This window comes from Mesorhizobium sp. BR1-1-4 (assembly GCF_020165375.1).
Taxonomy (GTDB): domain Bacteria; phylum Pseudomonadota; class Alphaproteobacteria; order Rhizobiales; family Rhizobiaceae; genus Mesorhizobium; species Mesorhizobium australicum.
The window spans coordinates 72,913-85,466 of the sequence record NZ_JAIUIB010000002.1 but is presented as its reverse complement, the minus strand read 5'-3'; the positions used below and the strand labels follow the sequence as shown (position 1 = coordinate 85,466).

The 12,554-nt window shown below is 62.8% G+C and carries 6 protein-coding genes; 1 reads left to right on the top strand and 5 read right to left on the bottom strand.

Going from position 1 to position 12,554, the window contains the following annotated elements; translation table 11 throughout:
* Window positions 1-2 precede the first annotated feature (2 nt).
* The 5 genes from LB571_RS03620 to tagH all read right to left on the bottom strand — a co-directional run bounded on the left by LB571_RS03620 (window position 3) and on the right by tagH (window position 9,992).
* The gene (locus tag LB571_RS03620) at window positions 3-2,684 is read right to left on the bottom strand and encodes a serine/threonine-protein kinase (protein ID WP_224592382.1); all 2,682 of its coding nucleotides are present in this window, start codon (window positions 2,682-2,684) and stop codon (window positions 3-5) included.
* Window positions 2,681-3,460, bottom strand: coding sequence for a PP2C family protein-serine/threonine phosphatase (locus LB571_RS03615; protein WP_224592379.1), 780 nt, complete (start codon window positions 3,458-3,460; stop codon window positions 2,681-2,683). Before LB571_RS03615 ends, LB571_RS03620 begins: the two co-directional genes overlap by 4 nt.
* A 136-nt stretch (window positions 3,461-3,596) precedes the next feature.
* Window positions 3,597-7,139: a type VI secretion system membrane subunit TssM gene (gene tssM, locus LB571_RS03610; protein ID WP_224585556.1), complete on the bottom strand. Its 3,543-nt coding sequence runs from the start codon at window positions 7,137-7,139 to the stop codon at window positions 3,597-3,599.
* Entirely contained in the window at window positions 7,136-8,635 is a 1,500-nt protein-coding gene (gene tssL, locus LB571_RS03605; RefSeq protein ID WP_224585629.1) for a type VI secretion system protein TssL, long form, read from the bottom strand. The genes tssM and tssL overlap by 4 nt, the downstream gene beginning before the upstream one ends.
* 280 nt (window positions 8,636-8,915) lie before the next feature.
* The gene (tagH, locus tag LB571_RS03600) at window positions 8,916-9,992 is read right to left on the bottom strand and encodes a type VI secretion system-associated FHA domain protein TagH (RefSeq protein WP_224585557.1); all 1,077 of its coding nucleotides are present in this window, start codon (window positions 9,990-9,992) and stop codon (window positions 8,916-8,918) included.
* Window positions 9,993-10,219: 227 nt separating this feature from the next.
* Between tagH and tssI the strand changes: the two genes are divergently transcribed.
* Window positions 10,220-12,547: a type VI secretion system tip protein VgrG gene (tssI, locus tag LB571_RS03595; RefSeq protein ID WP_224585560.1), complete on the top strand. Its 2,328-nt coding sequence runs from the start codon at window positions 10,220-10,222 to the stop codon at window positions 12,545-12,547.
* The last annotated feature ends 7 nt before the right edge of the window (window positions 12,548-12,554 follow it).

Below are 12,554 nucleotides of genomic sequence, written 5' to 3'. Positions count from 1 at the left end.
ATCTATCCGCCGAGCCTGAAATACTTCGCGGCGGCGGAGAATTGCGAGCCGTCGGACTCGATCTCCTCGAGGATCTTTGGCAAAAGGTCGGAGGCTGGTGTCGGCCTGGAGAAGCTCGCGGCCCGAATGTCGTGCGGTCCGGTGATCACCAGCATGATCTGCGGCAGGGCTTTGCCGGCCGCCTTGTCGGCGGCGCCCAAACCAATCGGTATGCTGAAAGTCGCCTTGTCGGCTTGCGCCACCATGCGGTCATCAAGGTTGAAGGCGATGCCTCTGTGGTCGATCAGCATGACGTTGGAAACGAGCCCGCCATGCGTTGCCAGCGTGCCCCTGATCGGCGAGCCGTCCGGCACCGCCGTCCGGTCGAGAACCAGTTGCGGCCTTTCCACATGGTTGCGGTCGAGCAAGCGCAGGAACCTGGTCACTTCACACTGGGGCTGGTCGATGACACGGACGCTGATATCGGGCTCGAGATGGAACCTCGACTGAAAGTCATTGAGCATCTGCTCGAAGGGCTGCACGGCGGTTGCGAAGCCTTCGATTGCGGCGGCGCTGGCGCTTTGGGATGTCAGCGACGCGTAGAAACAGTCGCCGCCACTGAAGTCGCGCACCCATGACGCACGTTGCGCCGTCTCGTCGACTGCCGCCGCTAGCGGCACCGCCGGCTTGGGCATGTTGATGGCGACGTCGGTGTTTTCGGGCCGCGTGGTCAACGGCGGCCGCGGTTGCTGGGACGGTTGCGGCGTGTTCGCCGCTTCGGACGGCGCGGCTGGCAGCGGCTTGCTGGCGATCGCAGTCGGCGGCATCGGCTGAGCCGGCGGGCTGACCGGCAGCGCCGGCACTGGGCTTTGCGCAATCGTCGGCGAGGAAGCCTCCGGCTTGGCCATTTTGGAAAGCTTATCGACCAGCTCGGTTGCGCTTGGTTTCGTCGCCGGCGGGTTTGCTTCCCGCGCCGGCTTGCCCTCTGCCTGCGTCTGGCTTGGCGCCGACGTCCCCGGCGGCTCGCCGACTGGCTGCGGCGGGTTCGCCTTCGCCTCGGGCTTTGCCACCGACACCGCGTTTGACCGGGTCACGGTCGGCGTCTCGGCAGGCTTGATCTCGACCGGCGGAGTAGCCGTTGCTTCGGGTTGAGCCATGGATGGTGCGGTCTCGCCGATGGGCGGCACCATAGGCGCCTGCCTGTCGGCGGTCACCGGCTGGCCCGTCGGCTCCTGGCGGGCGACCTGCTGTGATTTTGTTGCCGATGGCAGCTCGGGGCGCGGGGTCGGCACCGGCATTTCGGGGGGCTTGGCCTGCTGCGGTTTCTGCTCGCCTGCTGCGTCCGCCTGGTCCGCGGCCGGTATTGTGGTCTTCACCTGAGCATCCGGCAGCGCAGGTGGCATTGCCGTTTGTTCGGTGGCAGCGTTGTCTTGTTTTGACGGCTCCGGCTGTAGCGGTGATGATGGCGGCGGTTGCGATGCTTCCGGTTGCGGCTTCTGCACCACCGGTTTTGATGTCAGAGGCTTGGGGGTCTCTTCGGCCGGCGGCCGCGCCAGGATGCCACTGACATAAAGGCCGCCCCCCAACAGGACCGCCAGCGTCACCAGGGCGCCAGCGATGGCCGGCATCCGCCCCGGATTTCGCGGCTTAGCCGGAACGGTCGGGCCGGGCGTCGGCGCCGACTCTGGTTGCGACAGATGCGCCGGCCGGACATGCTCGACAAAGCGTTGTTCGCCCGGAGATGCCGAAGGCTCGAGCCTGGAGGTGGGCAGTGCCGTCCAGCCGGCGCGCGGCAAGCCGGAGCGTTCCCGCGAACCATACGATACGGGCGGCAATGTGAGCTCGACATCCTCGCCACGCGTCGCCCTGGCGATCTCGGCCATGCTGGCGGGCCGATCGCGCGGGTCGGGCTGCAGCATGGCGCCGAGGAGATCGTGGAACTCGGGATCGATGTCAGACAGGTCTGGGACGGTCCGGCGTTTTTCGATGACCTCGAACTGCGAGCCGCTCATGTCGAGTGGCTTTCCGCGCAGTGCGGCGGCGAGTACCAAGCCGAGGCTATAGATATCGGACTGCTCACTGACCTCGCCGCCATAGAGGCCGAGCTGTTCGGGCGATACGTAATTGTATTTGCCGGCGAACTTCCCACCGATCAGCGTTTCACCGCCTGCGGTCGCGGAGCGAGCGATACCGAAATCAATGATTTTGGCGTGCTCCACCCGCCCGCCAGGCAGGATGATGTTGTCCGGCGAAAGGTCGCGGTGAATCGCGCCCGCCTGATGCACAGCCGCCAGCCCCGAGGTCAAGCGATGGCAAAGGCGCCGCACGTCTTCTCCCTGCATCGCTCCGTGACGCATCACATCAAACAGTGATTGGCCGTCCACAAACTCCATTGCCAGGTAGGGGCGGCCGATCTTCGGATCAATGGTGAAGACGTGATAGCGAACCACCGCATCATGCGACAGATGGTTGAGGATCGATGCTTCCTTGCGAAACAGCGACAGGATCGTCTGGTCACGGGCGAATTCGGGCAGGACGATCTTAATCGCCACGTGATCGCCGGTTTGGATGTTGTGGCCGCGATAGACTTCTCCCATGCCGCCGGACGCGATCCTCTCGTCGAGTTCGTAGATGCCGCTGAGCTGCGTGCCGGCGCCGGCATAGGTAACGTTGGTCGATATCCGCGTCTTATCGTCGTCGCTCATCTCGCCAGGCTCTCCGGTCCGGACCGATCCGTATGGGGCGCACCGTTGCGCCCGCCGCCGATCTTCACGAGTACGATGGTCACATTGTCGGTCCCGCCGCGCGCCAGCACCGTCTCCAGCAGGCTCCGGCACGCCGCCTGCGGCGTTGCCGATCTGACTGCGGCTTCGATCTCGGCGTCGCTGACATGAGCCGTCAGTCCGTCGGTGCTCAGGACGAAAACATCCCCCGCCATCAACTCGCCCTGCTGGAAATCGATCTCCAGCTCGTCGCTCACCCCGACTGCATGGGTGATGACGTGGCGGCGCGGCCAGGTAAGCGCCTCTTGCGCGCTGATCATGCCGCGATCCACCAGTTCCTGGACCTCGGTGTGATCCTTCGAGACCTGACAGATTGTCCCGTCACGGATCAGATAGATGCGGCTGTCGCCGGCCCACAGCCCGGCGAACCGTCCATCCATGGCAAGCAAGGCGGCGAAGGTCGAGCCGATGGTGATGCCGCGGGATCGCGAGATCTCGCGGATCTCGGAATTGGCGCGGCTCAGACGGTCTTCGAAGCGCGCACGAAGGTCGGGTGCCGAGCTCGCTATGCCGATCGTTGCCAGATGGTCAACGATGCTGGCGGACGCGACCTCGCCGGCTTCGTGCCCGCCCATGCCATCCGCCACCACCCAGAGACCGGTCTGCGGCTCTATCAGATAGTTGTCCTCGTTGTGGTCGCGCACGCAGCCTCTATGGGTCACGCCGAAGCTTTCGATGGAAACGGCGACAGTGCTCAATTTGCCACCTAGCGCTTCGCGAGCGTCCCCTGTGACCAACCCCGGGCAGCGTGCCCAGGCCACTTTGCCATAAGCGGATCCATTAGAGTACCAAAATGAGTGCCCGCAGCCGGCGCTGCGCTTGAACAGGGCCGTGTCAGAACGCCTTCGGACAGCTGAAGTCGGCCAGGGCTGGCAACAGGAAGGGATTTGCCGCCGGTCCGGTCTGGATCATGTAAGCGACGTCGCGTCCGCCGATCACGAAGCGGGCTTCGCCGCTGGCGGTAATGGTCGCCTTGTCCAGCAGACGCTTGAACGCCCACGATCCCTCGAATTTGATAGCCGAGTCGCGGCCGGGCATTTGCGGCATCAAGGTGAGGCTGGCGGAAGCCGAGGCTGTGCTGTTTGGCCACGTCACCGTGCTCGGCGCGTTGCCCGTCTGGCTGCTCTGGATGGTCTGGCCGTCAATGTTGAGAACGGCGTTGTCTGCGTCTCCATTGAGCGTAGACGGCGTGATGGTCATCGAAACCGAGGGCACAGAGCCGCCGGACGGAAAGAAGGCGCTGCGGATCTCTGCGGCCGACTGAAAGGATTTCAAGGTCGACTTCGCCAAGTCGTGGCCGGCGCGGGCATCCTGTCTCCAGGTCCATTCCTGGCCGCTCATGTCGATCAGCGACGCAAGGTTCTGCGCAAAGAAACGGTCGATCAGCCCGCCCGGCGCGAAGAGCCTGGCGAAATCCGCTATCGAGATCTCTTGCGTGGCGTCCCTTGCGAAGGGATAGCGCCCGCCGACCGCCTCCTCGCAGGCTCGTGTGACCGTCTGGTCGAGGTTCTGGTTGAGGTTGGCCAGCGAGGCTTCGGCGACACTGCCAGCAAACTCGTCCGCTGCCGCGTTGACCATGCGCGCAAGCGGCTTCGGAAGACGCGAGACATTGGCGCGCAGCGTGGAGATCTGCAGCTGCAGGTTGGCGTTGACGCGTTCGGTCTGTGAGGGGTCATCGGCCGAAAGCCTCAGGCTTTGAAAGATATCGCGGAAATTCCGCGTTAACGCATCGATCGGCCGCCCTCCGTTTGCGCCGCTAACCAGGGACTGGAACGATCGAAACTGCGCCTCGACGCTCGCACCGGCAGTGTGTGCGACAGCCGAGCCAGAGCCGGCACGGCTCTGCGACTTGCCGCCGGCGATCTGCAGGCCGATGCGAGCCAGGCCTTTGGCCATGCTGGCGAGATTCTCTTGCGCCGCGCCGCCTTGGCCCTCGACCATCTCATCCTTTGTCAACGCGGTCTCGTCGGCGATCGCCGTGGAGAGCTGAGCAAGAGGCGAGTCCGGCGCGGCGAGAGCAGAAAGAGCCAGATATCGCGGCTTGTCTTCGAGCAATGCCTTGAACATCAGCTGGTCAAGGACGCCGTTCCACGCGGCGGAGAATTCCTTGCCGTAGCGGTCGATCAGTTCTAGACCGAGCTTGGGCAGGTCCTGGTCGATGCCGCCCTGTTCCCCGCCGCCGCCAAGCACCCATTGGTCGTTGACGAGGATCTGCGCGATGCGCGAGAGCTGCGGCAGGAAGAAACGGTTGAAGCCGTCGCGCGTGTAAAGCCCGGGAATGTCGAGATCGGCGAGATCGCCGCCATCCGCGCGTTCGAACACGAGCTGTGCCTCAGGTCCGGCTTTTGCTGCGACTGGGAAGCTCTCCAGCCTCGCCGCGTAGACCGCCGACTTGATCAGCGCCGAAGCGCGGTCGGCAAGGCTCATGCGGCCAAGCGAGCGCTGCGCGGCTTCGATCAATGGCTGGTTGAGTTCGAAGACGGGATCGTAGGCGTCGTCCAGGGCAAGCATCGCGCGCAGATGCTTTTCGAGCTGCGCGCGGCCCTCGCGGTTGTTCTCGCCCGGATAGCGGTTCACTTCCCAATCCTGCTTCATCCAGGAAACAATCAACTCGTTATCGACCTTCGGAGCCTTTCCGCCGAGCATCAGGTAGATCTTCAGCGGCTCGTAGAGTGCGATTGGATCGGCAATCTTGGCCTGGATGGTCCGCTCCGCCTGCACCAGGAGCCGCGAGCGGAATGTCCGCTCGAGCGCTTGCCGATAGGCATCCTTCGCGGCCGACAGCAGCCTGTCGCGCTGCCCAAGCCCGAACGTCTCCTCGATCGGCTTTCCCTGGTCGCCGGTCTCGAATCCCGCTGGCAGGTTGCGCAACTGGTCGAGCGGGCCGATCACATTTTCGAGGTCGACGTCGCTCACCATAGGGCTCTTGAGCAGCGCATCGGCGCTGTCGCGATAATGGGCCATGGACTGCCTGGTGGACGTGATCAGGGACTCGTTGGCGAAGAAGCTCAGCCCAAGCACGCCGAGCGCCGTCGACGTCGCCAGCGCAATCGCGGCGAGGCCACCAAATCTCGCAAGTCTGGCGCGCCGTTCGGCCGCCCGGTCGAAAGATACCCAACCTGACTCCGGGAAGATCACCTTGGTCAGGAGATCGTGCAGGAAGAAGCTCTTGCCGGTGCCCGAAAGATGCGCCTGCGAGGCGGTGCCGAAGCTGCGCCCGATTGTGCCCAGTACCTGGTCGAACGGTGTTCCTTCCTGAGTACCCGAGGAGAAATAGAGGCCCCGCAAGCTGACATTCACCCGCGATCGGGAGGCATCGAACAAACTGCCGATGAAATGCGCGGTCCGGTTCCTGAGGGCGCCGAACTGCGCCGGGAAGTCGAAGATGGCGATGCGCGCCACCGGGTCGGCCTCTTCCTGCAAGCGTTCGACGAGTTCATCTGCCAAGCGCTGCGCCAGAGCGTCGAATTCGGCCACTGCCTCGCCGGCCATGTTCCTTGTGCGATCGGCGGTCTGGAACGTCGCGCCCCATACCTGACGCCTGCGCGCGTCATCAAAGCCACCGAAATAATCCATGAAGCCCGACAAGAGGTCGGCCTTGGTGAAAAGGAGATAGGCGGGGAACTGGATCTTGAGCGTCTCGTGCAATTCGCGCAGACGGCTCCTTATCTCGGTGACATGCGCATCGATATGCTGGTCGTCGAGGCTGATGAGATCGGCGAGGCTGATGGCGAGGATCACCCCGTTGATTGGTTGTCTGGGGCGGGTTTTCTTGAGCAATCCCAGGAATGCAAGCCAGCTCGCCTGGTCGCGTTCGCGGTCCGATTCGTGCGTCGTGTAGCGGCCGGCCGTATCGATCAGCACGGCTTCATCGGTAAACCACCAGTCGCATGACCGCGTGCCGCCGATGCCAGTCACCGGCTGGGCGTTGCCGGAGCCCGCAAGCGGAAAGTTGAGGCCGGAGTTGACCAGCGCCGTCGTCTTGCCGGCGCCTGGCGGACCGATGACGATGTACCAGGGGACATCATAAAGGAAGTTGCGCTTGCGGCTCGTCCGCCTGAGCGTCGCGATGGCTTCGCTCATGCGCGCTTCGAGCACCGGTGAATCGTCGTTGCGCTCGTCGCCGCGCACAATGGCCGTTTCGAGCGCCTGTTGCGCCTTGCGTCTTTGCCAGAAGCGAATGCCGTAGAAAGACGCGAGCACGATGGCGGTCGTGCCGATGATGAGTGCCCTGAGCCACACCGACCCAAGCGGGCGGGTGTCGGCGAAGCGGATCAGGGGTCCTGCATACCAGACGGCGGCCGAGAAGCCGACGAGGGCAAGCGCGCTGAAGATCCGCAGCACCCAGCCGATCAGCTCCTCGCCGCGCCCGCTCATAACGCGTCCTGCTTTGGGAGTATCACGTCGACGCGGCGGTTCTTGGCGCGGCCGTCGGCGGTCGCATTGTCGGCAATGGGTTCGTCTTCGCCCTTGCCCTCGACGCTCAGGCGCGACGGGTCCTTCAATTGCTTGGCCATCATCGCCTGCACCGCTTTTGCACGTGCCACAGAAAGATCGAAATTCGACTTGAATGTGCTCGACTTCTTCGGCTTCACGTTGTCGGTATGGCCGACGATCTTGATCGGTCCGGGTTCGGCATCGAGCGCCGAGGCGATGTCTGTCGCGATCGGCTGGAACTGTGCCGTTATTCCGGCCTGGCCGGACACGAACAACAGCTGGTTGCTGATCTCGACGACGATGAAGTCGCCCTTGGTGCCGACGCTCACTCCTCCGCTCGCGACCTCCCTGGCGAGTGCAGTGCGGATGCGGTCGATCTGCGTGGTGTTTGCAGGCATAGGTGGTGGCGGGTCGGCTCGCGCCGGTTCGGCGGGTGCCTCCACGCTGGCCCGTTCAATCATAACCGGGCTGGATGGATTGAGCGCCAGCAACTCGCTGGCAGTGACATCGCCTTCGTCGGTGATCAATATCCTAAGCAAGAAAAAGGCTACCGTCACCAGGGTCGCGGCGGCGGCTGCGATCGCCCACAGCGGCAGCCGCCCTGCTGGCCTGGGCATCGCCGCCGCCATGCCTTGCCACTTGGGGGAAATCTCGTCTGCGGCTCGCGGCCTGAAATAGCGCAGTGTGTCGTAGACGTCGCGCCGGACGCGCTCGAGCGTGTTGCGCTCACCGGACAATGTTCGATACTGGCCTTGAAAGCCCAGCGAAAGGCAGGCATGCATCAATTCGAGCAGGTCGCAATGCCCTTCAGGCTTGGCGAGGATATTGTTCAGCGCCTCGTAAAAGCCCGTCCCTGTCGGCTGCGTGTGGAAGAACTTTATCACCATACTGTGCCGCAGCCAGGTATGCTTGTCCGGCCAGGGCAGATTGCCGATGAGGTCGTCGGCTGTTTCGCAAAGCGCAAACTTGGCGATCCGCGCGTCTTGTTCGGCAATTCCGGCTTTGGCCGTGGCACGGTCGAAGCTATCGACAGTGTCCGCGATATGCTCGGCCAAAGCGGCCGCTTGGCATTCGACCGGCGTCAGCCGCAACTGGCCGCACAGCATGAGCAAGGGGGCTGCGGCGGCGAGGATGGGATTGGCCGCGGCATACTTCACGCCAGCGGTGGCGTGGAGCAAGGCATCCTGCTGCAACACCGGTCTTTTTGCAGCAACCGCTTCGTTGTCCTGAACAACCACGGTTCCCGATGACCAGCCGGGGGGCAACTGCCGGCCGGCGCCGGGGTCGAACACGGTCGATTCCCTGGCGGGTGAGGGGAGAGGGGGCACGCTTTGCAGACCGGAACCAGCGGGAGCCACGAGCGGCCTTTGCCTTGGCCGTTGCACGCGGATGACGGTTTTATCCGGAGGCTCGGAGGAATCGTCCTTCGAGCTCATCGATGCACCACCGACGAAGTCCAATGGGCGTCTTTCAGACAGAAGGAATGCCGCATACGAGGCTCAGTATCAGCAGCGAGCCGGATGCAAACTCTGATCTTGCCGAAACAGGACATTCCTGCACACACCCAAGCCGCGCCGCTCTGCCAGCCTGGCAAGCGCTCCTATGCCATTCTAGTCGCACAGGAAGCCGATTGAAATCGGAAAGCAGGGTGTAGAGGAAGCGGCTTTCCTTTCCTTGAGGTTAATTGGCGAGCTGGCAACGCCATCTGGCGCCCGGTTATTTCTGCTTGCCAGCCTTGGCGTACGCTTCGGCGAAATAGACAAGAAAGACATCCAGCATGCCGTTTTCGTGCTTGTCTTCCATCGTCCGCCACGTCGCGACGAGCGCATCCCAGGCTTGGCTCTTCCTCGATGAAAAGGAGGCGGGCGGGATTCTTCTGGCGATTGCCTCCGGCGACAGGTCGTCGAGCAGCCTCGAGAGCGCGGCCTGCATGGCTGCGTAGGTTGCGATTTCGTGGGTCTTCAGATCGTCGAACGCATCCTCGATGCTCCGCTTGGCATCCAGATAACCCGCCCGCCGCTTGGCAAACATGATCTCCAGCATGTCGTCAGTGCCCGGCACGAATTTCAGCGGGTTGTTGTCCGCGGCGCCGATCATCGTGCGATGCGCGCTCTTAGCGAGCACCTTGGCCGCCGCGCGCGCCTTGAGCAGCAAGGACAATTGCTCGACTGTGGTTCGCAAGACCGCGCCGATCTCGGCAGCGACGTCATGCGGGTCGCGCGACGCCAACAGCTCCGGCGACAAGCCGGCCGCCCTGGCGATATCGCCAAGTGTCCGGTCGGCTTCCGCCGGCTGCTTGACTGGGACATCAGGGCCGGGCGTCGGCGCCGACGACGTTGACATTTTCGCTGCCTGGCCTGGGCCATCTGGCGGAGTGAGCAATGGTGCGCTGCCGGGTTCAAGCGACCCTCCCGTCGAGGCCGGCAACTCGCGTTGCGTCGAACCGGTCCTGGCCTGCGGATTACCGGCGGCAACGCGCTCTTCGTCGATCGAAACGGTGATGATATAGTGGCCGATGAGCAGCCGGTCGCCTCGGGTTAATCGATGCGGCGCATTCAGGCGCTGGCTGGAGCCGTTGACGAAAGTGCCGTTGCGCGAGAGGTCGTATAGCCAGAACGAGCCCGTCTGATAGCGGATTTCGCAATGTCGCCCCGAGATAAGTTTGGCAGGGTCGGACAGCGTCCAGTCGCAGTTCTCGCGCCCGATTTCGAAGCCCCGGTCGCGGGCGGCATAGCTCGTGGCGACCCCTGGCGGCAGCCGGTCGACATTGCTGATCTGAAGCGAGATGAACATTGAAACCCACTGTCCGCTGAAATGCCAAGGCATTCTAGCAGCTTGCCGGCGCAGTGGGAGAGGCGCCTTCCACGAACAATGCTCGCCAGGTTCATGCGTTGCTTTTATTTGGCCGCCGTCGAAGATATGCTAGCTTGCGGCGGTCAGATGCTGTGAACGTGATGCCGTTCACGGAGCGGGGCTTCAATCCATCATCCCGGCGGCCGCGTTGAGGAGGGGCACGACCCATGCCGAATGAACGTGCCACGGTTCTACAGACGCCGGTTGGGGCCGATGTGCTGACCTTTACCCATCTCGTCGGCCGTGATGAGATCAGCCGATGTTTCGCGTATACCGTGGGGTTCGTCAGCAAGAGCCGTGAGATCGATCCGCTGAAGATGCTAGGCGGCGTCGTTTCCGTCGAAGGCGAATCCGATCCAAAGCGCTGGTTCAGCGGTCTGGTGTCGGATTTCACACTTACCCGCATAGAGGATCGGTTGACCTATTACGAGGCCAGCGTCAGGCCATGGCTCTGGTTCCTCGGCAACACCACCGACTGCCGCATTTTCCAGAACATGACCGCTGTCGAGATCGTTGAAAAGATCTTCTCGAAATACGGCATGGCCAAGTTCGAGAAGCGGCTGCAGGGGTCTTATCCCTCGCGCGAATATTGCGTGCAGTACGATGAGAGCGATCTCGATTTTGTGCAGCGGCTGCTCGAGCACGAAGGGATCTTCTATTTCTTCGAGCACGATGAGGGCAAGCACACGCTGGTGCTGTGCGATGCCATGAGTAAGCTGAAGCCGGCGCCAGGCTACGAGAAGGTGCTTTACAATTTCGAAGGCCATGGCTCGCGCCGTGATGTTGAATACATTACCGAATGGATTCCGGGCAGCGCCGTGCGTCCAGGCGCCTACGTTCATACAGACTATGATTTCGAGAAGCCCGGCGCTGACCTGATGGCGAAGTCCGCTCAGCCCTTCGCCCATCGGGAGGCTTCGGGTGAAAACTACCGTCAGCCCGGCGCGCATCTCGATGTCGGGCGTGGCGATAAGATTGCGGGTATCCGCCGCGAGGAACTCCAGGCTCTGCACCAGCACAGCACGGCGGTGGGAACCGTACGGGGGCTTTTTTCAGGCTGCAAGTTCACGCTGGAAAGTTTTCCGCGCGACGACCAGAACCAGGACTATCTGGTGATCAGCGCCGTATATCGGCTGTTCGATCCAGGCTACCGGACCCAGAACGAAGCCCATAGCGAGAATTTCAAGGTCGTGCTTGGCATCGCGCCCACCAAACTGCCCTACCGGCCTCCGCGCATCACGGCGCGACCGATCATGCGCGGACCGCAGACCGCGACCGTGGTCGGCCCGTCGGGCGAGGAGATCTTCACCGACAAATATGCTCGGGTGAAGGTGCAATTTCATTGGGACCGCCTCGGCAAGAAGGACCAGAACTCATCTTGCTTCGTGCGCGTGTCGCAGACCTGGGCCGGGAGCGGATGGGGCTTCATCCAGATCCCTCGCATCGGCCAGGAAGTTATAGTCGATTTCATCGAGGGCGATCCCGACCTGCCGATCATCACGGGTCGGGTCTACAACGCCGCTGAGATGCCGCCCTACGGACTGCCGGCCAATGCGACGCAATCGGGCTGGAAGTCCAACTCGTCAAAGGGCGGCGGCGGCTATAACGAACTAATGTTCGAGGACAAGGCCGGCTCAGAGCTGGTCAATTTCCAGGCGCAGAAGGACCACCATCTGCTGATCAAACACGATCGCAACAAGACCGTTCAGCACGACCAGTCCGACCGCATCGACCACGACGCCAAGCACTCGGTCGGCCATAACCTTGACGAAGACGTCGGCAACAACAAGACGGTCAAGGTCGGCGTCGACCAGACCACCAACGTCGGCAGCAACGATACCGAGACCGTGGGCGCGAACCGTTCGTTGACGGTCATGGCGAATGAGACCATCCATGTCGTCGCCAACTCGACGGAGAACATCGACGCCAACCATTCGCAGACGGTGGGTCTCAACCAGACGGTCACGGTGGGTGTCGCCCGCGTAGACACGGTGGGAGCCGCTGAAGCCCGAACAGTCGGCGCTTCGCAGACGAACGCGATCGGGGCGTCGCGATCGGTAAGCGTCGGGATAGACCAAAGCCATAGCATAGGCGCTGCCGATAACTGGTCGGTGGGTGCAACTCAGAGCATCCAGATCGGAGCGGACCAGAGCTTCGCTGTGGGTGGAGCGCAATCGTCCGAAATAGCCAAGGCAAGAAGCGCCAAGATTGGCGCGGATGACGGCACCGACGTCGGTGGCGCGCATGCGCTCAAGGTCGGGAAAGGCAGCGCCATCCAGATAGCCGAGGACAGTTCGATCAATGTTGGCAAGAATCTGGTGATCGAGGCGGGTGACTCGATCACGCTAAAATGCGGCGACGCAACGATCACCATGAAAAAAGATGGGACCATCGTCGCCGACGGTAAAGACATCATGCTGAAGGGCAGCGGCAAGATAAATGTCAAGGCTGACGGCGACGTGATTATCAAGGGAAGCTCCATCAACAATAACTGAGGGCGTC

Coding starts and splice junctions, on each gene's coding strand:
- LB571_RS03620 (WP_224592382.1), bottom strand. CDS start 2,684: ATGAGCGACGACGATAAGACGCGGATATCGACCAACGTTACCTATGCC.
- tssI (WP_224585560.1), top strand. CDS start 10,220: ATGCCGAATGAACGTGCCACGGTTCTACAGACGCCGGTTGGGGCCGAT.
- tagH (WP_224585557.1), bottom strand. CDS start 9,992: ATGTTCATCTCGCTTCAGATCAGCAATGTCGACCGGCTGCCGCCAGGG.
- tssL (WP_224585629.1), bottom strand. CDS start 8,635: ATGAGCTCGAAGGACGATTCCTCCGAGCCTCCGGATAAAACCGTCATC.
- tssM (WP_224585556.1), bottom strand. CDS start 7,139: ATGAGCGGGCGCGGCGAGGAGCTGATCGGCTGGGTGCTGCGGATCTTC.